A 21798-nucleotide genomic window follows, 5' to 3' on the forward strand; every position below is an offset into this window, starting at 1 on the left:
CGTGTCCACACTTATGGGTACAGTATATTTGCAGCGATTATTGAGAGACAATCGCTGATTTTTACGTGTTTATCGGTGATTTTCTAATTTTTTTTCTGTTTTCACCTATTCTGCGGGCAGACAAGCTCGCCGTCCAATGATCCCGCAGCCAGACACGCTCGCCGACCGACGATCCCGCAGCCAGTCAAGCTCACCGTCCAACGGTCCCGCAGCCAGTCAAGCTCGCCGTCCAATGATCCCGCAGCCAGACACGTTCGCCGACCGACGATCCCACGGGCGGCCGAAGCTGTTGCCCAACAATCCTGCGGGCGGCCGAAGCTGACCGCTGATCCTGTGAACCGGCGATGCTGCAACGCCAAAAGGGTGGGAAGGCAGCCTGATGCCGCGGCGGCGGTAAGATCTCACAAGTCTCGCGGTGCTGTGTCCTTTCTGTTTGGGAAGAACCGTTGAGACAGCCCCCAGACTATAGACGAAGAAACGGAAATGCCTGCTGCAGATCATTATTCTGCAGCAGGCATTTCCGTTTCTTGTTCTTGCCGTATACGCAGGGAATTATATATTCAGGAGCCCCTGTGTCAGCGCATAAATATTTTTTTGTGTAAAATCTGAGAAATTCAGATCGTCGGAAGAGACGATCCAGCAATAGTCGATCCCCGCGATCTGTGTTCGGATCAAGCCGAGATAAAAGTCTGCGTCATATTGATCGTTCAGTTCACCGGCTGCCAGGCCGGCTTTCACGATCTCCTTGATGAGTTTGAACATAGTTCGGCTGGGACTTAAAAGTTTAGGGTCCTTTTCCAGAACACTGTTGTGATAAAGCGCTCTGGCCAGCTCCTTGACCATGTGGTTGTGAGACTCATAGGCGGTAGTCAGAAATGTGACGATCTGTTCGCCGAAAGGAGCAGAATGGTCGATCTTTTCGTAGGCCACCTCATAAACCTTATCTAATTCGTCAAAAGTGTGGTACAACAGTTCTTTTTTAGATTCAAAATAGATATAAAAAGTCCCCTTTGCCACATTGGCTGCGCGGGTGATCTCTTCGATCTTTACGTTTTCATAACCGTTTTTCAGAAAGAGACTGATCGCTGTGTCGTAAATGGTCTTCTTTGTGATAAGAGCGTTTTGCTGCCGCGTGGTCAGCCTTTTGGTCCTACTGCCGTCCTTGCTTTCCTTTTTCATTCGGTATTCCTTATCATTAATTATCTTTGAATCTTGAAAAATCAATATTTATGTGGCGCTGATCCGGCGGAGGGGATGGAGACCTGACCGTCAAAAACTGCGGCGTCTGCTGTAAAAGACCAGCTTTATGTAAAGCTAAAATGTTGATTTTTCAAGGTTCTAAGCGTCTGTTAAGCCGAGACTCCAATTAAATTCTATATTAGCACGTTCCTTTTACCATGTCAATCCATTGCACCGCTGACAGTTAGTGATACCTGACCGGGCGCGTGCCAGCATTTCGCCGCCTGGGGGGGCGATCGGGACAAGGCTGGAAAGACAGCGGGGCTGCTGCTGAAAAACAGGAATTGAAAAAAACGGTAAATTATAATATAATGAGGAAAAGCCGGCGTTGGCAGCTTATACGCAACAGATGCGGCAGGCTGACCGGCATTTGCGTGGCCGGGCGGTCTGAGTATTTTTTGTATGGTTCGCGGTGGATCGGAGAGCAAAATGACAAAATGGAAAAAGGCCCTCGTGATGGCCATGTGCGTTTCCTTTGGATCGCAGATCTACGTCAATTTATTTACCGATGGATTTATCATTACGCTGGCGGTGGTTCTGCTCGGCATTTTTATGTACCAGTACAACACGCTGGAGCCGATCCCTTCCGGCATCCTGGTGGGGATCGCGTCGCCGCTGTTTCGCGGAATCATCCTGTTCTTTCAGACCGATATCGCAGATCTGGGACTGCGATTCGGCAGCGTGTTTTACCGCGTCTACCCTGACGTGGCATTTTATTGTTCTTATGGCGTCTTTTTCTATCTCTACTACTGGAACAATACCCGTAAAAAGACTTATGCCAATTATTTTCTCTGCATGGTATTCTGCGATTTCATGTCAAATATGATGGAGATGATGGTGCGCTACGGCGGACATCCGGCGCCTTTGGAAGAGATGAAGGGCCTGTTTCTGGTAGCGCTGGGCCGCTCGGTCGTCATCACATTTGTCGTTGTCAGCATTGAATCCTATAAAAATCTGCTCAGCAGAAACGAACATGAAGAACGTTATAAAAAATTGATGATCATGGCCTCGGTATTTAAGAGCGAAGTTTATTTCATGAGCAAGAATATGGTCGAGATCGAGGATGTGATGAAGAAGGCCTTCATGCTCTACCGAACAATGGAGAATGAGGGATATCCTGAGGAACTGAAAGATCTTTCGCTGGACATTTCCAAGGATGTCCATGAGATAAAGAAAGACTATATCAGGGTCATCAAGGGGCTGCAGGACAATTTCCTTGCCGATCTGGACGAGGGCGGCATGAAGATCAAAGATGTGGTACAGATACTGGAATTGGATATCAACGAATTGATCCGCGAGCGAAAGCAGGATATCCAGTTTATCGCGAGAGTGCGGTACGATTTCGATGTGGATGATCATTTCAGCCTTATGTCCGTCCTGCGGAATCTCGTGATCAACGGCATTGATTCCGTCGGAGACAGAAAGTGTGGCATCGTGAGGCTGGATGTGTTTCCCGGAGTGGGAGAAAACAAAGATTTCTATCTTTTCGATGTCACAGACAATGGTCCAGGTATACCGGCCGGAGATATGGACGTGATTTTCGATCCGGGGTACTCCACAAAGTTTGACGGGGAGACAGGCGACATCAATCGGGGCGTCGGTCTGACGCTGGTGAGGGATCTGGTGCGTGATAAGTTCCGCGGGCAGATTTGCGCCGAGTCCAAAGAAGGCGTGTACACGCGCTTTCAGATCAAGCTTCCAAAGCAGGCGGTAGAAGGAGGTCTGAAATGAAGTTTTACATTGTAGACGATGTCCGGAGTGTAGTGAAGGTGCTGGACCGTATTATCGAGCAGAAAAAGCTGGGTGAAGTCGTGGGCTTTTCCACTGATGCGGCAAAGGCGGAGATGGAGATCATCGCCAGGGAACCGGATATCGTGCTGGCGGATCTGCTGATGCCGGTGAAGGACGGGATCAGCATTGTAAACGATGTAAAAAAAGTACGGCCGAATATCAATTTCATCATGATCTCACAAGTGTCCGACAAGGAGATGGTGTCGGAGGCCTATCGGGCTGGCGTGGAGTTTTTTATTCACAAGCCCATCAATATCATCGAGGTGGAAAACGTCGTTCGCCGGGTCATTGAAAAGGTGGAGATGGAAAAAACGCTGAACGGCATCCGGGGGATGATAAAGCTCACCGGGGACAGGGAGAAAGAGTCTGCCCCGGCAGCCGGACCCAAAAAGGACGGAATGAAGGATATCCGATATCTGCTGGGCGTCATGGGAATGCTGGGAGAGCGGGGCACTAAAGATATTCTGGCTGTCTGTGAAAAATGCCTGGAACAGGGAGACAGCTGTGAACAGAGCGAGACTCTGACCCAGTACTGCCGGGAGATCGGCGAGGACGAAAAGGTAGTGAAGCAGCGCATGCGCCGGGCCATGAAAAAAGGGCTGATCAATATGGCCAACATGGGTATCGAGGATTCCTACAATGAAGTATTTCAGGATTATTCACAGCTGGTCTTTGAGTTTGAGAGCCTGAAAGCGGAAATGGATTATCTCCGGGACAGCCGGAACGTGGGAGGAAAGGCAAGCATCGGGAAATTCCTCGAAGGCTTGCTGATTTTCAGTGAGATGAAAGAACAGTGAGAGCCGGCGGAGCCGGGATAAAACAGACATTAGAAGCAGTGGCAGCGATCTGCGAAAAACAATGTGCAAAGGCGTCGTTATGCGAGCCCTGGGCCGATCGGTCCGGGGCTTTTGCGTGGAGCGAAGGGGGCGGTCTGCGTCGGGTTTATGTCGGGCGGTTTGCGTGTGGGGGCGTGGAGGTTTTGGCGGGCGGTTTGTGTGGGATGGTTTGCGCTGGGCGGTTGTGCGGCCGGCTGTGCGTTGTGCGGTCTGCGTGGCCGGCTGTGCTGGCCAGCTGTGGGGGGATGGTTCATGTGCGTGAGTCGTATAGGCTGGATGTACAGAGGTTTTGCTGGATAACCTGTGGCGGGCGGTTTATGTGGGAGAGCCTGGATGGTTTGCTCTGGGTGATGCTGTGGTGTTGGATGATGTCTTGGCTCTGGGTGATGGTGAGGAGCTGGGCGGCGGTACTCATCGATAGGTGAAAAGCGGGAAAAAAATAGGTTTTCGTCTAAATCGGGTTCTGAAATAGGTGAAACTTGCTGTTTTAATCAGAAATCACCCAATTGAAGCAAGAAATAGGACGTTTACAAGGGGAAAAGGCGCTGATTTAGGTGATATTGCAGATTTTTTGCACATTTCACCGATCTTTCAAAGAAGAGCGAAGGCATGGAAGAGAATGAAACGGGATGGTCTACCGGCGCCGGCCGGAGTGTCCGGCACAAGACAGGCAGTCAGCCGGAATGTCCGGCACAAGACAGGCAGTCAGCTGGAATGTCCGGCGCCAGCCGGAAGTCGGCCGGAGTGTCCCGCGCCAGACAGGCAGCCTGCCGGCAGTCTGCACACGGCGGAGGATCGTCTGCGATGGATGAGCAATTATCAGATCTCTGACCGCCGGGCATATATCCGGCGCATATAATGTAACAAAAATGTTACGGCGGTTTACCAATTCTGACGATTCGAAAAATTATGTGAATTATTCTGTTTCTTTTTGAAGCAAAGTGAAGCGGCCTCCTATAATCAGAATATCAGAAGCGCCCGGGTAAGGGCGGCCATCACTCGAATTTAAGGAGGAGAGGAAATGAAGAAAAAGCTGACATTTTTGCTCGCAATTATTATGATTTTCAGTCTTGCATTTACCGGCTGCAGCGGAAGCGGCGGCGATAGCGGCGGAGGGAATGGAGGGGATTCCGGAGGAGATTCCGGCGATACCGTAAAGATCGGCTGGATCGGATCTCTGACCGGCGATCAGGCGCCCTGGGGCAAATGCGAGAGCCAGACTGTTGAAATGCTCATCGAACAGACCAACGCCAACGGAGGCGTTCTGGGCGGCCGCATGCTGGAGCTTGTAAAATACGACACGAAGAATGATCCCAACGAGGCGGTAAACGCAGTGAAGAGACTGGTATCCCAGGATAAGGTCTGCGCGATCCTCGGCCCCAACGCGTCGGCGCAGGCGCTGGCCATCACCAACGTTCTGAACTCCGCTCATGTTTCCGATATCGCCACTGTTGCCACAAATCCGAAGATCACAGTCAACGATAAAGGCGAAGTCAATCCGTACAATTTCCGGGTCTGCTTTACGGATCCGTATCAGGGCGCGGTAGCCGGCGGCTATGCTGCGGATGTTCTGAAGTACAAGAAGGCCGCTATTCTGTACGACGTAGCCAGCGACTATTCCCAGGGATTTATGCAGTATTTCATCGAGACCTTTGAAGCCAAGGGCGGCACTATCGTAGCGCAGGAAGCGTTTAAAGCAGGCGACACCGATTTCAGGCCGCAGCTGACCAAGATCAAGGAGGCTGATCCGGAAGTGATCCTGATGCCTTACTACTATAAGGAAGTAGCCCTCAGCGCCAATCAGGCCAGAGAGCTGGGCATCACGGCTACCTTAATGGGCGGCGACGGCTGGCCCTCCGACAATCTGTTCGAGATGGCGGGCAAGGCCATCGAGGGTAGCTATGTTGTAAACCATTTTGACTATAATGATCCGGATGTCATTCCTCTGACTGAGATGTACATTGAGAAATACGGAACCACGCCGGAGATCAACTGCTACATGGTCCACGATGCTTACGGAGTACTTCTTGCAGCCATCGAGAAGGCGGGAAGCGCTGACAGCCAGGCCATCACGGACGCGCTGACTCAGGTTGAGTACAAGGGCGTGACCGGCACCATTACGCTGGGCGAAGATACCCACGACCCGGTAGGCAAGGAAGCTGCTATTCAGCAGATCCAGTTCAACACAGAAAAGGGCGAGTATGAATACGTATTCATGCAGAAATACGGTACTCAGGAATAGTTCCCTAAAACAGTGAAGCACAATTGAAACAGGGCAGCGGATCACTGCCCTGTTTTGAATCAAAAAGGAGGGACTGCAGTTGAGCGTATTTTTACAACAATTGATCAACGGGCTGTCCATAGGAAGTATTTACGCTCTGATGGCCGTAGGATACTCGCTGGTTTACAGTATCCTGAACTTTTCCAATTTTGCCCACGGCGGCGTCATCATGCTGGGTGCTTACTTCGGACTTTATGCCCTCAATCTACTGTCGCTGCCCTTTATGGGCGCGCTGGTGGTAGCGGCCTTCGCGGCGGGCCTGGTAGCCGTGGGGCTGGAGAAGATAGCCTACAGTCCGCTGAGAAAGCGGAACGCACCGTCCTTATATTTTATCATATCGGCCATGGGCGCTTCGATTTTTCTGGAGAATTTTGTTGTCGCCACCATCGGTCCCACATTTAAGACGTATCCGGAGATCTTCAGCACGACGCCTATCACCTTCGGCGCGATATCCGTCAGCCGCATCGACATTCTCATGTTTGTGATCGCGGCCATCAGCCTGGCGATCCTGGTCTTCATCATTGAAAAAACCAAAGTAGGGCTTGCTATCCGGGCCTGCTCCTACAGCGCCCGGGGAAGTAATCTGATGGGCGTCAACGTGAACCGGATCATATTTGTCATTTTCCTTCTGGGCGGCATGCTGGCCGGCGTGGCGGGAATGCTCTTCGGTATGAAGTACACCGTGTATCCGCAGATCGGGGTCATCACCAACAAGTCCTTTATCGCCGCGGTATTTGGAGGGCTTGGAAGTCTTCCGGGAGCGGTGGTGGGGTCCATCCTTCTGGGATTGATCGAGACCATCAGCGCCGGATATATCGCGTCGCAGTACAGGGATCTGATCGCGTTTTCGTTACTGATCATCGTTCTGGTAGTCAAGCCCAGCGGACTGATGGGCAAGATTACAGAAGACAAGGCGTAAGGGGGTGCTTTCACAGTGTTTAGTTGGTTTTACATAGAAGGTATCCTGATCCTGGTCGGCATCAATGTGATGATCGTTCTGGGCCTTTCCCTTTTGACCGGTTTTACGGGGCTGTTTTCATTCGGACACGCCGGATTCATGGCCATCGGAGCTTATGTGGCCGTCACCTGCACCATGCAGCTTGACGTCCCGTTTTATCTGGCGATCCTCATCGGCGGCATCGCGGCGATGATCGCCTCACTGTTCATCGGGTATTTTACACTGAACCTGAAGGGGGATTATTTCTGTATCGCGACGCTGGGTTTCGGCGAAGCGATCCGGCTGATCCTGGACAATATGACGATAGTCGGCGGCGCCAGAGGCCTGCCCGGCATCCCGCTGGACACGACGCTTGTAAATGTGATCGTCATCGACATCATAGGGATCATGGCCATGGCCTACCTGATCAAATCCAGACACGGCAGAAACATGATCGCCATCCGCGAAGAAGAGCTGGCTTCCCAGGCCATTGGCATCAACGTCTTCCGTTACAAGATGGAGTCTCTGGCCATCTCCGCACTGTACGCGGGGATCGGCGGCGCGCTGTGGGCCCACTATGTGGGATTTATTCAGCCGCTGATGTTCCAGCTGACTAAATCCACAGAAATGACGATCATGGTCATTTTCGGAGGACTGGGAAGCATTACAGGAAGTGTAGTGGGAGCGTTTATTCTGACCTTCCTGCCCGAGCTGCTGCGTGAACTGGCCAACTGGAGGCTGGTATTCTACGGCGCTGCGGTCATCGCTATCATGATCGCAAGACCGCAGGGCATGCTGGGAGGCATCGAGATCACCGATATGTTCCGCTGGATCAAGAGAACGGTGACCGGTGAAAACAGGCGGGCAAAGGCTGCCGCAGAAGCGGATAAAGAAGCGAAAACAGAGCTTCCCGGGGAAGGAGGCGGCGAATCATGACTGACGTTTTAAAACTGGAACAGGTGACAAAACGCTTCGGCGGACTCACCGCTGTGGGGGACGTCACCTTTACCATAAAAGAAGGGGAGATCTTCGGCCTGATCGGTCCCAACGGAGCGGGCAAGACCACGATATTCAATTTGATCACGGCAGTCTACACTCTGACAGAGGGGAAGATCAGTTTTTACGGTGAACAGATCGCCGAAGCCGATCCTTACGGACCGGGGTTCGTAAACGGAATCAAACGCCGGTTTGCCTGGAAACCTCTCAAACCCTTCCAGATCGCTGAAAAAGGGATCACGAGAACGTTTCAGAATATCCGGCTGTTCAAAAAGCTGACTACCTTTGAAAACGTACTGACGGCCTGTCACCGCTCGGCAAATTACAGTCTGTTTGAGTCTATTCTGCCCAGGCGGATACCGATCATTAATTATGTCCTGCCCTGGTCGAAGACGTTGTGGCGGGAAGAGACGGAGCTGAGGAAAAAGACGGAGGAGCTCCTGAAACTCATGGGCCTGTGGGATTATCGGGACATGGTGGCGGCAAACCTGCCTTATGGTCTGCAGAGGAAGCTGGAGATCGCCCGGGCACTGGCGCTGGATCCGAAGCTGCTGCTGCTGGACGAACCTGCGGCGGGCATGAATCCGGAGGAAACGCTGGCGCTCATGGATCTGATCCGCAGGATCAGGGACGATTTTGGACTGACCGTGCTCATTATCGAACACCACATGGATCTGATCATGGGGCTGTGCGACAAGATATTCGTTCTCAACTTTGGAAAAGCGCTGGCGGAAGGCACGCCGGCCCAGGTCCAGAACAATCCGAAGGTCGTGGAGGCCTATCTGGGCAGCGCGGAAGAAGAAGCGAAAGATGGAGAGGAAGCCGGAGAGGGGGACGCTGCTGATGCTTAAAATTGAAGATCTCAATGTATATTACGGCGGTATCCACGCTCTGCGAGGGGTTTCCATCGACGTTCCGCAGGGGGAGATCGTGACCATCATCGGCTCCAACGGGGCGGGAAAATCTTCTCTTCTCAACGCGATCAGCGGTGTGATCAAGTACAGCGGGCTCATCGAATACGAGGGACAGCCGCTGGCCAAGCAGGCGCATAAGGTGGTAAAATCCGGCGTCTGTCAAGTACCGGAGGGACGGATCATCTTCGCCAATCTGACGGTCCACGAAAACCTGAAGATGGGCGCCTATCTGAGAAACGACGCCAAGGGGATCAGCGCTGATTTTGAACGGGTCTACGATCTGTTTCCCCGATTGAAGGAGAGAGAAAAACAGCTGGCCGGCACGCTGTCCGGCGGCGAACAGCAAATGCTGGCCATGGGGCGCGGACTCATGTCTTCCCCCGAACTGATATTGCTTGACGAGCCGTCCCTTGGGCTTGCTCCGCTTTTGATCAACACGATCTTTGAGATCATTCTGGAGATCAAAGCCATGGGAAAGACGATCCTCCTGGTGGAACAGAACGCGTTCAAAGCCCTGTCCATCGCGGATCGGGCCTACGTGCTGGAACAGGGGAAGATCACCTCCAGCGGCAGCGCCAGAGAGCTGCTGGCGGACACCACGATCCAGGAGGCCTACCTGGGGAAGAAGCACTGAGCAGGTTTCGGCGTGAAGCCGGAATGCCGATGAAAATATTGCGTTTCGCTCCTTGAAATAAATAAAGCGCTGCGGGCCGGGGCATGTTCCTCCGGCCCGCAGCGCTTTTTGCGGTGCAGAAGCGGCCGTGGGGATCACTTATGAAATCTTAATGCGAAACGGTTCTTCTTTACACCGATTTAACCGGGAAACAGCTATAATGAGAAATCGGATTCATGGGATTAAGAAGAAATAAAAAAAGTTTCCTTTGGAAACATCATTCGCCCTGCGGGCTCACTTTCACAAGGTGAAGGGCGATATTTCTTACATATAAAAATATTTCAGGAAGGGCAGCGAAAAAAATGATTCGCTTATCTGGACTTAAACTGTCACCTATGAAAATCATCATGTGGGGATATATTATTATTATCCTGGCGGGCGCGCTGCTTCTGATGCTGCCTGTTTCCAGCAGGGAAGGAACGGTGACGCCTCCTGTGGACGCAGTTTTTACCGCGGCCTCGGCCACCTGTGTGACAGGTCTGGTGCTCCACGATACATACAGCTACTGGTCGGGATTCGGTCAGACCGTGCTTTTGATCCTCATACAGATCGGCGGCGTCGGCTTCATGACCTTTACAGTGGCGCTGATCACGCTGACTAAGAAGAAGATAGGCCTGCGGGAACGCTATACCATGCAGGAATCCGTGGGCGCGCCGCAGATGGGCGGCATCGTGCGGATGACCCGCTACATCCTCTGCGGCACCCTGCTGTTTGAGGGGGCGGGGGCTCTGCTGCTGGCCCTGCGTTTCGTGCCTGAAATAGGACTCGGTCAGGGGATCTTTTTCGCGGTGTTCCACTCCGTGTCGGCGTTTTGCAACGCGGGGTTTGATCTCTTTGGAAAAATGGAGCCGTACTCGTCGCTGACGGGGTTTCAGGGAGACGCGGTGGTCAACCTGACCATCATGGCGCTTATCGTGATCGGGGGATTGGGGTTCTTCGTGTGGCTGGACATACAGAAAAACCGGCTGCGATTCCGGCGCTACCGGCTGCACTCCAAGCTGGTGCTGGCCTCCACGACGCTGCTGATCTTTAGCGGCGCATTTCTGATCGGTCTCTTTGAGCTGCACGGAACCGCGCTGGCGGGGCTTTCGGCGCCGGAAAAGGCGCTGGCCTGTCTGTTTCAGTCGGTGTCGCCTCGGACGGCCGGGTTCAACACAGTAGTCCTTCCGGATATGACGGAGTCCAGCATTCTTCTGATGATCATATTGATGATCATCGGCGGGTCGTCGGGATCCACGGCGGGCGGCATTAAGACCACTACATTTTCCGTGCTGTCGCTGAGCGTCTTTTCCGAACTGCGCCAGAAGAAGTCCATCGAGTGTTTCATGCGCCGGGTGGACGACGCGACGACGCGGCGGGCCTGCTGCGTAGTGACCGTCTATCTGCTGCTGAGTCTGTCGGCGGCCATGGCTATCTGTTTTCTGGACAGCACCTCGCTGCGGGACGCGTTCTTTGAGACCGTGTCCGCGCTGAGCACGGTGGGGCTTTCGCTGGGGATCACAGGGGAGTTGTCTGACGCCTCCCATCTGATCCTGGCCTTTCTGATGTACTGCGGCAGAGTGGGAAGTCTGACTCTGGTTCTGGCTTTCTCCGACAATCGGGAGCGGGCCAATTCTCAGATGCCGCTGGAGAAGGTGACGATCGGGTAAGAGACGGCGGACGCCGGTCCTGTGCCGGCCGGCGATCTGTGGCAATTGACGGCTCTGTGCAGGCAGCCGGACTGGAAATGGCCGCCGGACGAGGAACAGCCGCCGGACTGAGAACGGCTGTAGGACTGGGAACAGCCGCCGGATCGGCTGGGGCCGGCCGGCGCAGAGGGCGGCGGGGTAAGCCGGCCGAAGGAAAAACATGCAGCCGGCAGGTGCGGCGCTGCGGTCAGAGAAAAGAGGAGATAAAAATGAAATCGATCTTGATCATCGGAATGGGACGGTTCGGCAGGCATCTGGCCGCCAGACTGACAGAGCAGGGGAACGAAGTCATGGCCATCGACAAGGTGGAGGAGCGGGTAAACGAAGTTTTGCCCTTCGTGACCAACGCCCAGATCGGAGACAGCGTCAGCGAGCCGTTTATCGCCTCTCTGGGCGTGCGGAATTTTGATCTCTGCGTGGTGGCCATCGGCGATAATTTCCAGAGCTCCCTGGAGACCACGGCCCTGCTGAAGGACTGCGGCGCAAAACTGGTGCTGGCCAGAGCCAGCCGGGACGTTCACGCCAAATTCCTTCTGAGAAACGGAGCGGACAAGGTAGTCTATGTGGAAAAGGAGATGGCGGAACGCATCGCCTTTAAATATGGGACGGATAACATCTTCGACTATGTGAATCTGACGCCGGAGTATGGAATATACGAGATCCCCGTTCCCCCGTCCTGGCTGGGGAAGAGCATTATTCAAAAAGAGGTGCGTTCAAAATTTCACGTGAGCATTCTGGCCACCAAGATCGGAGAGCAGATCTATCCTCTGCCCAAACCGGACCACGTGTTCACGGATCTGGAGACGCTGATCATCATCGGCCACAATCAGGATGTGATGAAGATCTCTAAGATGAAATAAGCGGCCTGAAGGCAGCGCAATATGCAGTTATATGAAACGGTCCGGCAGACAGCCGGACCGTTTTTTTGTTTGCCCGCCATGGGCGGACCCCTGTATCCGGGTCTTTACGCACTCTTAACTTCCCGCCGATCCTCTCTAACACCATCCTTATTTTTTCGGTGCTACACTGAGTGTGAATCAAGAAGAAACGAGATCCGCCAGGCCGCCGGGAAGCCGGCCGCTTTGAGAGCGGGCAGCGGCGGCCGCGGGAAGGCGGCGGAAGAGAAAGGAGCAGGCAGGAATGAGTATGGATGTGATCGTAGGCGCGATCGGCGCCATAGCGATGGTGTTTCTGGTGTATTTGACGGTAATTTTATTTCGAGGTGATGAAAAATGACACAGACTGTGCTGCAATACGTTTTATACCTGGCGGTGCTGGTGGCGCTGGCTGTTCCGCTGGGGACCTACATGGGAAAAGTGATGAACGGGGAAAGGGTCTTTCTGACCCGTCTGCTGGCGCCCTGTGAGAATCTGGTCTACCGCATGATGGGCGTGGACCGGGACGAACAGATGAGCTGGAAAAAGTATGCGGCTTCCGCGGTGATGTTCAGCGTAATCTGCTTCATCGGACTGTTTCTCATACTGATGTGTCAGGGCGTGCTGCCGCTGAATCCGGAAGAGCTTCCGGGACTGTCCTGGCACCTGGCGTTCAATACCGCCGCCAGCTTTGTGACGAATACCAACTGGCAGGCCTACTCCGGAGAGGTGACTCTCAGCTATCTGAGCCAGATGGCGGGTCTGACGGTGCAGAACTTTGTCTCCGCTTCCGTGGGGATCGCGGTACTGTTCGCCCTGATCCGGGGATTCATCAAAGTGAAGGATAAGGGGATCGGAAGTTTTTGGGTGGACCTGACAAAGACAGTGCTCTACATCATGCTGCCGCTGTGCCTGATCCTGGCCGTAGGGCTGGTGTCCCAGGGCGTCCCTCAGAATTTCAGCGAGTATAAAGAAGCCGCTCTGCTGGAACCGATCACCGCCGACGACGGGACGGTGGTGACGGAACAGGCCGTCCCGCTGGGGCCCGCTGCCAGTCAGGTGGCCCCGAAACAGGCCGGGACCAACGGCGGCGGATACTACGGCGTGAATTCCGCCCATCCCATGGAAAATCCCACGCCTTTTTCCAACCTGTTGGAGATGATCTCCCTGCTGCTCATCCCTGCAGCGCTGTGCTTCACCTTCGGGAGGAACATAAAAGACAAGAAGCAGGGGATCGCCATCTTTCTGGCCATGTTCCTCATGCTCTGCGCGTTTCTGGCCGTCACAGCCGTGAACGAACAGCTGGGAACGCCGCAGCTTTCCCAGAACGGCGCGGTCAATATTGAAAACACGCCGGAGCAGTCCGGAGGAAATATGGAGGGCAAGGAGAGCCGGTTCGGGATCGCCGCGTCGTCTACCTGGGCGGTGTTTACCACGGCGGCATCCAACGGCTCCGTCAACTCCATGCACGACAGCTACACGCCGCTGGGCGGCCTGGCGACCATGCTGCAGATGCAGTTGGGCGAAGTCGTCTTCGGCGGAGTGGGCTGCGGACTTTACGGGATGATCGGTTTTGCCATTCTGACGGTGTTTATCGCCGGACTGATGGTAGGAAGAACGCCGGAATATCTGGGCAAGAAGATCGAGCCCTTTGAGATGAGGATGGCTACGCTGGTGTGTCTGGCTACGCCCCTGGGCATTCTGGTGGGAAGCGGCATAGCCGCGCTGATTCCGGAGGTGGCGGCCAGCCTGAACAACCCCGGAGCGCACGGCTTTTCCGAACTGCTGTACGCATATTCTTCAGCGGGAGGAAACAATGGATCGGCCTTTGCCGGTTTCAACGCCAATACACCTTTCCTGAATACGAGCATCGGCCTTGTCATGTTGTTCGTGCGTTTTCTGCCCATGATCGCCACGCTGGCTATCGCAGGCAGCATGGCCCAGAAGAAGAAGGTGGCGGTCAGCGCCGGCACTCTGCCCACGCACAACGCGCTGTTCGTGTTCCTGTTGATCTTCGTCGTACTGCTGATCGGAGCGCTGAGCTTCTTCCCGGCCCTGGCTCTGGGCCCGGTGGCTGAGTTCTTCCAGATGATTTCATAAAGAGTAAGGAGAGGTGAGAACGATGAATGCTAAAAATAAAGAGCATTTCGCAGACAGAGCCATGGCGGCGAGGGCGATAAAGGATTCTTTTATCAAACTGTCGCCCCGGACGCAGATGAAAAATCCGGTCATGTTTCTGGTCTATGTGTCTTCTATACTGACCACAGCGCTGTTTGTGTTCGCGCTGTTTGGACTGAGAGATGAAAACCCCGGCTTCATACTGGGGATCACGATCATATTGTGGCTGACCGTATTGTTTGCCAACTTCGCGGAAGCCATAGCGGAGGGCAGGGGAAAAGCGCAGGCGGATTCCCTGAGAGCGGCCAGAAAGGATGTGGCCGCCAATAAGATCCCTTCTCCGGAAGAAAAAGAGAAGATCACGGTGGTGCCGTCCGCCACCCTGAAAAAGGGCGATCTCGTGGTGGTGAGAGCGGGCGAGCAGATCCCGGCCGACGGAGATGTGATCGAGGGAGCGGCTTCGGTGGATGAGAGCGCGATCACCGGCGAATCCGCCCCGGTCATCCGGGAAAGCGGAGGCGACCGCAGCGCGGTCACCGGCGGGACGACGGTCATTTCAGACTGGCTGACGATCCGGGTGACCAGCGAGGAAGGCGAAAGTTTTCTGGACAAAATGATCGCCATGGTGGAAGGGGCTGACCGGAAAAAGACGCCCAATGAGATCGCACTGCAGATCCTGCTGGTGGCGTTGACCATCATTTTCCTACTGGTGACGGTGTCGCTGTACGCATACTCGCTGTTCTCCGCCGGCCAGGCGGGGATCGAAAGTCCCACGTCGGTGACGGCGCTGGTGGCGCTGTTGGTCTGCTTGGCTCCCACCACCATCGGAGCGCTGCTCTCCGCCATCGGCATAGCGGGAATGAGCCGGCTGAATCAGGCCAACGTTCTCGCAATGAGCGGCCGGGCCATCGAGGCGGCTGGGGACGTGGATATCCTGATGCTTGATAAGACCGGGACCATTACCCTGGGCAACCGGCAGGCCTGCGCGTTTCTGCCCGTGGACGGGGCCAGCGAACGGGAACTGGCCGACGCGGCGCAGTTTGCCTCGCTGGCGGATGAGACGCCGGAAGGCAGAAGCGTGGTGGTATTGGCCAAGGAGCGTTTCAATATCCGACAGCGGGAGATGAGCGACAGCGATATGGAGTTCGTGCCGTTCTCGGCCAAGACGCGGATGAGCGGCGTGAATATCGGTTCTGTGGAGATCCGGAAGGGCGCCGCCGACACGATCAGAGAATACGTGCTGAAGGGCGGCGGCAAATACAGCAGGGAGTGCGAAGAGATCGTAAAAAAGATCTCCAATCAGGGCGGAACGCCGCTGGTGGTGGCGAAGGACCTGAGAGTTCTGGGGGTCATCCATCTGAAGGACATTATCAAGCAGGGGATCCAGGAAAAATTTGCGGATCTGCGGAGAATGGGGATCAAGACCATCATGATAACCGGCGACAATCCGCTGACCGCCGCGGCCATCGCGGCGGAGGCCGGTGTGGACGACTTCCTTGCGGAAGCGACGCCGGAGGGAAAATTGGCCATGATCCGTCAGTTTCAGTCTCAGGGACATCTGGTGGCCATGACGGGAGACGGGACCAACGACGCGCCGGCTCTGGCTCAGGCGGATGTGGCTGTGGCCATGAACACCGGGACCCAGGCGGCCAAGGAAGCGGGAAATATGGTGGATCTGGATTCCTCGCCCACCAAGCTCATTGAAGTGGTGCGCATCGGAAAGCAGCTGCTGATGACCAGGGGCAGCCTGACCACATTCAGTATCGCAAACGATCTGGCGAAGTATTTCGCCATCATTCCGGCGCTGTTCATCGGGCTGTACCCGGGTCTGTCGGCGCTGAATATCATGGGTCTGCAGAGTCCGCAGAGCGCCATCTTTTCCGCGATCATCTACAACGCGCTGATCATCGTCGCCCTGATCCCGCTGGCGCTGAAGGGCGTCAGGTACCGGGAGGTGTCCGCGGGCAGACTGCTGTCCCACAATCTGCTGGTATATGGACTGGGCGGCGTCATCGTTCCGTTCGCTGCGCTGAAGGTCATCGACGTGATCATCACAACACTTGGGATCGTGTAATCGGGAGGGGATCAAATGAATACATTGAAAGCTGTCACAGGGAAAGCGCTGCTGTGCTTTCTGATCTTTACCGTCATCACAGGTCTTCTTTATCCGGCGGTGGTGACCGGCATATCGAAGACCTTATTTCCCTACCAGGCGGGAGGCAGTCTGTTTGAAGCCGGAGGGAAGACTTACAGCGCGCTGCTGGGACAGGAATACAAAGAGATGGATCACATGTGGGGACGCATCATGAATGTGGATACCGGCTCCATGACAGACGATGAAGGAAATCCGCTGATGTACGGCTGGGCGTCCAACAAGACGCCAGCCGGTGAGGAACTGGAATCCCTGATCGCGGAGCGGGTGGAACGGATTCGGGAAGCTCATCCGGATCAGGCGGGCGAGCCGATCCCGGTGGATCTGGTCACCTGCTCGGGAAGCGGCCTGGATCCGGAGATCTCCGTGGCTGCGGCTGAGTACCAGATCGGCCGGCTGGCGGAGCACACCGGCAGGAGCGAGGAAGAGATCGGCGAGATCATCGACAAATATACGACAGGGCGTTTCCTGGGCGTTTTCGGTGAAGCCAGGGTCAATGTGCTGAAAGTTAATCTGGCGCTGGACGGCGTGCTGGAAGATTAGCCGGGCAACGGCAGGGAGGGAAAAACGATGCAGAAAATGATGATTGCAAGCAGGGTGAAGCTGGCTGACGGCGAGCCGGAAGAGACCGCCGTTCCCATGGGCACAATCTGTCAGCTCATCTACTGTCTGAGCGGCGCATTTCAGATCAGACCTCAGACATACGAACCGGAAAACGGGCGGGAGCTCTGGGTCTCTTTCCCGCAGGCTGTGATCCAGTGCGACGCCTTCTTTGAGGAATACGGAGACTGCCTTGCATCTCTCTGCCGGCGCCGGCCTGTTTCAGTCTGCGGCTACGCCGACGGCCAGCCCGAGGAAGGGGAGCTGCTGGTCTCCGTTTCGGAGGAGGGAAGGGGCGGAGCCCAGACGGACTGTGTAAAACGGAGCATCTCGGGCCGCGACTTCTCGTTCCTCTCCGAGGTGTGGCTCAGGATCCGCTTTGAACGATGCATGGAAGTAAAATTCGTGAGCCAGGTGGTCTCGTACCTGGATAGCTGCCAGGCGGCTGTGGGAGTCTGCGCCAGATGGGCGGATGTATTCCGTGAAGAAGGACTGTTTGAGGAAACGGACGCAGGGTACTTCAAGTACGTCTTTTTCAGGGAGCCGGAAGATCGGGAGATCAGCCTGATCTCGTGCCTGACTGTTACGCAGCTTGCGGAGCTGTGGCGTGTCTGGATGGATGAAAGGGCTGATACGCTGGAATTTGAGCTGTTCTATGAGCACCTCGGTCAGCTTCCGCCGGCGGTGAGGAGCAGGCTCACCATGGGGCTGCGGCTGGCGCTGGAACGCGCGGATATACGGGTGGAAAACTGCGGAGAGGAGTTTCGCGTGACGGACAGCGCCGGGGCCAGACTGTGGTTCGATTTCCGCAGCGGATCTGCGGCGGAGAAGCTCTTTCTGAAGCTGCTGTTCCCCGCGGTTCCCGTGTCCGCCCCGGCTCCGGACGCCGCTTCCGCTCTTTCCCCGGTCTTCGCGGATAGACCGGGATGCGGCCTTTCGCAGAGGGGCGCCCGGAGGCCGTGCGGAAAGGGAAGGGAGCGAAACAAGTCGGCAATGTAACGGTGGATCTGCGCGTCTTAATGAGATCTTAATATGGCGAGGAAAATCATAATGTACTTTTGATCGGAACTATAGTATATTTTTCTTGACCGCAAGAAAGATAAGACGGCGGTAAATGTGAAATATAATTCAGGAGAGACCACATGACGGAGAGAAGGCCGGACCCGGAGCAGCTGTTGGAGCAGATCAGAGAAGACGCGGCGGAGGGGACGAAAAAGGGAAAACTGAAGATCTTTTTCGGATATGCGGCAGGGGTGGGAAAAACCTATGCGATGCTGGAGGCCGCGCATCAGGCGCTGGCCCAGGGAGTGGACGTGGCCGCGGGCTACATCGAACCCCACACCAGACCGGAGACGCTGGCGCTGCTTTCCGGTCTGGAATGCATTCCTCCCCTGAAAATACCCCACCGCAATATTTCCATGACGGAATTCGATCTGGACGGAGCCATCGGGCGGGCGCCGCAGCTGATCCTGGTAGACGAGCTGGCCCATACCAACGCGGAGGGCTGCAGGCACAAGAAGCGGTATCAGGACGTGGAGGAACTGCTGAAAGCCGGCATCAATGTTTACACCACCGTCAATGTACAGCACATTGAGAGTCTGAACGACATCGTAGCTTCCATAACGGGAGTGGTGGTCAAGGAACGGATCCCTGACAGTGTGTTTGACTGCGCGGATCAGGTAGAACTGGTGGATATCGAGCCGGACGATCTGATCGAACGGCTGAATCAGGGAAAGATCTACCGGGAAAATCAGGCCAGAAAAGCGCTGAATCACTTCTTTACGCGGGAAAATCTGGTGGCGCTGCGGGAGATCGCTCTGCGCCGCACGGCGGACAGAGTCAACAAGACGGTGGAGCGGAATCAGGCGGTAAAAGGCGGATATTTTACAGGAGAGCACATCCTTGTCTGCATCTCGGATTCGCCGTCGAACCCCAAGGTCATCCGCACGGCGGCCAGAATGGCCGACGCCTTTCACGCGGCGTTTACGGCGATCTGCGTGACGGCTCCGCCGGCAATGGAAGGACGAGGGGAAACGGACGGGCGGAAAAAAGCCGGAGAAAAGGAGAAGCGGCTGGCAGACAATATCAAGCTGGCAGAACAGCTGGGGGCCAGGATCGCCGTGGTCGACGGAGACGACGCGCCTTTTCAGATCGCTGAGTACGCCAGGACCAGCGGCGTGTCCAAGATCGTGGCGGGCCGCTCCAACAACAGACGGAGGCCCTTCTTTCCCAAGCCCAATTTCGTGGAGCGGCTGACGGAGCTGGCGCCAAACATGGATATTTACATTATACCGGACTCCGGTCCCCGCTACAGTCCGGGAAGAATATCCGAAGCCTCTCCGCATCGGATATCAGGCGGGTTTAAACTGTCGCCGGCGGATCTGCTGAAGTCTCTGGGCATCCTGGCCTGCGCCACGCTGATCGGATTCTGGTTCTACGATCTGGGCTTCAGCGAGGCCAATATCATAACCGTTTACATCCTGGGGGTGCTGGTGACGGCCATGGTGACCGAGGGCAAGGTCTGCAGCGCGGTATCCTCCATCCTCAGCGTACTGGTATTCAACTTTTTCTTCACCGTGCCGCGGTACACGCTGATGGCCTACGACAAGGGCTATCCCGTAACGTTTTTCGTCATGTTCCTGGCTTCCTTTCTGACCAGCACGCTGACCATGCGGGTCCGGGAGCAGCTCAGGCAGTCCGCCGGAAAAGCGTACCGCACGGAGGTCCTGCTGGAGACCAGCCAGAAGCTGCAGAGGGCTGCAGGGGGCAAAGATATCATAGAGCAGACGGCGGGCCAGATCAGAAAGCTTCTGGCCAGGACCGTTCTGTTCTACACCGTGGAGGGAAAAGGCCTGAGCGAACCGCTCATTTATAAGGATGAGGACGACGGAGAGATCTACGACAGTCCGGACGAGCGGGCGGTAGCTCAGTGGGTGTGCCGCAACAACAAGCACGCCGGCGCAACCACCAATACCCTGCCGGGGGCCAGGTGCCTTTATCTGGCCGTGCGCAGCCATGAGACAGTCTTTGCCGTGGTGGGCATCGCCATGAAGGGAAAAGACCCCATGGAATCCTTTGAAAAAAATCTGCTCATCGCCATGCTGGGTGAATGCGCACTGGCCCTGGAAAAGGAAAAGATCGGCGCTGTCAAGAAGCAGGTAGAGATGAAAGCACAGCAGGAACAGCTCCGCGCCGACCTGCTGCGGGCAATCTCCCACGATCTGCGCACGCCCCTGACCAGCATCTCCGGCAACGCCGGCGTGCTCATGGAAAACTCGGAGATTCTCGACGAACCTCGGAAGAAACAGCTCTATACGGACATCTACGACGATTCTATGTGGCTGATCAATCTGGTGGAGAATCTTCTCTCTATCACGAGGTTTGACAACGGCAAACTGCGGATGGAGCTGCAGCCGGAGCTGATCGAAGACGTGCTGGACGAGGCGCTGGCTCATGTGAGCCGCAAGAAAGCGGAGCACCTGATCAGGGTGGATATGGGGGACGAACTGCTGATGGCTAGGATGGACGCCCGGCTCATCGTGCAGGTGGTCATCAATATAGTGAACAACGCGATCAAATATACCAGACAGGGATCCGAGATCGTAGTTTCCGCCAGAAAAGAAGGGGAAGACGTTCTGGTAGAGATCGCCGACAACGGGGAGGGAATATCGGACGGATCGAAAGAACGGATCTTCGATATGTTCTACACCGCGGGCGGAGAGGGGGGCGACAGCCGCAGAGGGCTGGGTCTGGGCCTGGCGCTGTGCAAGTCCATCATCGAGGCTCACGGCGGAAAAATCGGGGTGAAAGACAACGCGCCCTGCGGCACGGTCTTTTATTTCACGCTGAGATCAGAGGAGGTAAACTGCGATGACCAACAATAAACCCAATATCCTGGTGGTGGAGGACGACCGCGCCGTGCGCAATCTCATTACCACCACGCTGGAGACCCAGGGATATCACTACCGCACGGCGGAGACGGGGGGAAGCTCGATCATGGAAGCGGCCTCCGCCAATCCGGATATCATCATTCTGGATCTGGGCCTGCCGGATATGGACGGGGTGGATATCATCAAAAAGATACGCACCTGGTCCTGCGTGCCCATCATGGTAGTCAGCGCCAGAAGCGAGGAGCGGGATAAAATTGCGGCGCTGGACGCGGGAGCCGACGATTATCTGACGAAGCCTTTCAGCGTGGATGAGCTGCTGGCCCGGCTGCGGGCCACCCTGCGCCGGATCAGTTACGAGCAGGGCCGCAGACCGGAAGACGACGCGGTCTTTGTGAACGGCGGGCTGAAGATCGACTATGCGGCTGGCTGCGTTTACGTGGACGCGAAAGAGATCCATCTGACTCCCATCGAATATAAGCTGATCTGTCTGCTGTCGCGCAATGTGGGAAAGGTGCTGACCCACAACTTCATATTGAAAGAGATATGGGGAAACGCGCTGCCCGGCGACGTTCCGTCCCTGCGGGTGTTCATGGCGACGCTGCGAAAGAAGATCGAGCCCGTTCCTGCAAGTCCCAAGTATATCCAGACTCATATCGGAGTGGGATACCGTATGCTGCGCATTGAGGGCGCGGAGGACGCAGCGGCGGGAGGGCGCGGATGATCCGGAGGGCAGTCCCGCCCGCCGGTGAAAAGGACATAAAAAAGCAGCGTGACAGTTGTTCCCATCGTCACGCTGCTTTTCTTTTCG

At 55.4% G+C, this 21798-nt stretch carries 15 protein-coding genes and 1 pseudogene; 15 read left to right on the forward strand and 1 reads right to left on the reverse strand.

Annotated elements, in window-relative coordinates; genetic code table 11:
- Positions 1-552: 552 nt before the first annotated feature.
- Positions 553-1179 carry a TetR/AcrR family transcriptional regulator gene (locus tag E0E37_RS11620; RefSeq protein ID WP_130863201.1) on the reverse strand — a complete coding sequence of 209 codons (627 nt, stop codon included), beginning with the start codon at positions 1177-1179 and terminating at the stop codon, positions 553-555.
- A gap of 489 nt (positions 1180-1668) precedes the next feature.
- On the opposite strand from E0E37_RS11620, the gene E0E37_RS11625 reads away from it, so the two are divergent.
- The 15 genes and pseudogenes from E0E37_RS11625 (at position 1669) to E0E37_RS11695 (ending at position 21711) form a co-directional block, all read left to right on the forward strand.
- A complete protein-coding gene (locus tag E0E37_RS11625) occupies positions 1669-2970 on the forward strand; it encodes a sensor histidine kinase (RefSeq protein WP_165445333.1) in 1302 nt (433 codons plus the stop codon).
- Positions 2967-3827 (forward strand): DNA-binding domain-containing protein, encoded by an 861-nt coding sequence (locus E0E37_RS11630; RefSeq protein ID WP_130863203.1) that lies wholly within the window; start codon positions 2967-2969, stop codon positions 3825-3827. Before E0E37_RS11625 ends, E0E37_RS11630 begins: the two co-directional genes overlap by 4 nt.
- A 1060-nt stretch (positions 3828-4887) precedes the next feature.
- Positions 4888-6108: an ABC transporter substrate-binding protein gene (locus tag E0E37_RS11635; protein WP_130863204.1), complete on the forward strand. Its 1221-nt coding sequence runs from the start codon at positions 4888-4890 to the stop codon at positions 6106-6108.
- A gap of 79 nt (positions 6109-6187) precedes the next feature.
- Entirely contained in the window at positions 6188-7066 is an 879-nt protein-coding gene (locus E0E37_RS11640; protein WP_130863205.1) for a branched-chain amino acid ABC transporter permease, read from the forward strand.
- Between the two features lie 15 nt (positions 7067-7081).
- Positions 7082-8020: a branched-chain amino acid ABC transporter permease gene (locus tag E0E37_RS11645; protein ID WP_130863206.1), complete on the forward strand. Its 939-nt coding sequence runs from the start codon at positions 7082-7084 to the stop codon at positions 8018-8020.
- The gene (locus E0E37_RS11650) at positions 8017-8931 is read left to right on the forward strand and encodes an ABC transporter ATP-binding protein (RefSeq protein WP_130863207.1); all 915 of its coding nucleotides are present in this window, start codon (positions 8017-8019) and stop codon (positions 8929-8931) included. Before E0E37_RS11645 ends, E0E37_RS11650 begins: the two co-directional genes overlap by 4 nt.
- Positions 8924-9403 (forward strand): annotated as a pseudogene (locus tag E0E37_RS11655) (ABC transporter ATP-binding protein); the annotation flags it as partial. The gene E0E37_RS11650 and the pseudogene E0E37_RS11655, both read left to right, overlap by 8 nt.
- Before the next feature lie 566 nt (positions 9404-9969).
- On the forward strand, positions 9970-11316 hold the full coding sequence (locus tag E0E37_RS11660) for a TrkH family potassium uptake protein (protein ID WP_246019713.1): 1347 nt from the start codon (positions 9970-9972) through the stop codon (positions 11314-11316).
- A 248-nt stretch (positions 11317-11564) separates the two neighbouring features.
- Positions 11565-12215, forward strand: a complete 651-nt coding sequence (locus E0E37_RS11665) for a potassium channel family protein (protein WP_130863210.1) — start codon at positions 11565-11567, stop codon at positions 12213-12215.
- A gap of 372 nt (positions 12216-12587) precedes the next feature.
- A complete protein-coding gene (gene kdpA, locus E0E37_RS11670; RefSeq protein WP_130863211.1) occupies positions 12588-14330 on the forward strand; it encodes a potassium-transporting ATPase subunit KdpA in 1743 nt (580 codons plus the stop codon).
- Positions 14331-14352: 22 nt separating this feature from the next.
- On the forward strand, positions 14353-16422 hold the full coding sequence (gene kdpB / locus E0E37_RS11675) for a potassium-transporting ATPase subunit KdpB (RefSeq protein WP_130863212.1): 2070 nt from the start codon (positions 14353-14355) through the stop codon (positions 16420-16422).
- Positions 16423-16437: 15 nt separating this feature from the next.
- A complete protein-coding gene (kdpC, locus tag E0E37_RS11680; protein WP_130863213.1) occupies positions 16438-17043 on the forward strand; it encodes a K(+)-transporting ATPase subunit C in 606 nt (201 codons plus the stop codon).
- 27 nt (positions 17044-17070) lie between these two features.
- The gene (locus tag E0E37_RS11685; protein ID WP_130863214.1) at positions 17071-18099 is read left to right on the forward strand and encodes a hypothetical protein; all 1029 of its coding nucleotides are present in this window, start codon (positions 17071-17073) and stop codon (positions 18097-18099) included.
- Between the two features lie 143 nt (positions 18100-18242).
- Complete coding sequence (locus tag E0E37_RS11690; RefSeq protein ID WP_130863215.1) at positions 18243-20984, forward strand: sensor histidine kinase; 2742 nt, start codon at positions 18243-18245, stop codon at positions 20982-20984.
- A complete protein-coding gene (locus tag E0E37_RS11695; protein ID WP_130863216.1) occupies positions 20971-21711 on the forward strand; it encodes a response regulator in 741 nt (246 codons plus the stop codon). Before E0E37_RS11690 ends, E0E37_RS11695 begins: the two co-directional genes overlap by 14 nt.
- Positions 21712-21798 lie beyond the last annotated feature (87 nt).

Source organism: Bacilliculturomica massiliensis (genome assembly GCF_900605495.1).
GTDB lineage: Bacteria > Bacillota > Clostridia > Peptostreptococcales > Anaerovoracaceae > Bacilliculturomica > Bacilliculturomica massiliensis.

Excerpts from the sequence above, each read along its gene's own strand:
- E0E37_RS11650 (WP_130863207.1), top strand. The coding sequence starts at position 8,017 with ATGACTGACGTTTTAAAACTGGAACAGGTGACAAAACGCTTCGGCGGA.
- kdpB (WP_130863212.1), top strand. The coding sequence starts at position 14,353 with ATGAATGCTAAAAATAAAGAGCATTTCGCAGACAGAGCCATGGCGGCG.
- E0E37_RS11625 (WP_165445333.1), top strand. The coding sequence starts at position 1,669 with ATGACAAAATGGAAAAAGGCCCTCGTGATGGCCATGTGCGTTTCCTTT.
- E0E37_RS11630 (WP_130863203.1), top strand. The coding sequence starts at position 2,967 with ATGAAGTTTTACATTGTAGACGATGTCCGGAGTGTAGTGAAGGTGCTG.
- kdpC (WP_130863213.1), top strand. The coding sequence starts at position 16,438 with ATGAATACATTGAAAGCTGTCACAGGGAAAGCGCTGCTGTGCTTTCTG.
- E0E37_RS11635 (WP_130863204.1), top strand. The coding sequence starts at position 4,888 with ATGAAGAAAAAGCTGACATTTTTGCTCGCAATTATTATGATTTTCAGT.
- E0E37_RS11685 (WP_130863214.1), top strand. The coding sequence starts at position 17,071 with ATGCAGAAAATGATGATTGCAAGCAGGGTGAAGCTGGCTGACGGCGAG.
- E0E37_RS11620 (WP_130863201.1), bottom strand. The coding sequence starts at position 1,179 with ATGAAAAAGGAAAGCAAGGACGGCAGTAGGACCAAAAGGCTGACCACG.
- E0E37_RS11690 (WP_130863215.1), top strand. The coding sequence starts at position 18,243 with ATGACGGAGAGAAGGCCGGACCCGGAGCAGCTGTTGGAGCAGATCAGA.
- kdpA (WP_130863211.1), top strand. The coding sequence starts at position 12,588 with ATGACACAGACTGTGCTGCAATACGTTTTATACCTGGCGGTGCTGGTG.
- E0E37_RS11695 (WP_130863216.1), top strand. The coding sequence starts at position 20,971 with ATGACCAACAATAAACCCAATATCCTGGTGGTGGAGGACGACCGCGCC.
- E0E37_RS11665 (WP_130863210.1), top strand. The coding sequence starts at position 11,565 with ATGAAATCGATCTTGATCATCGGAATGGGACGGTTCGGCAGGCATCTG.
- E0E37_RS11660 (WP_246019713.1), top strand. The coding sequence starts at position 9,970 with ATGATTCGCTTATCTGGACTTAAACTGTCACCTATGAAAATCATCATG.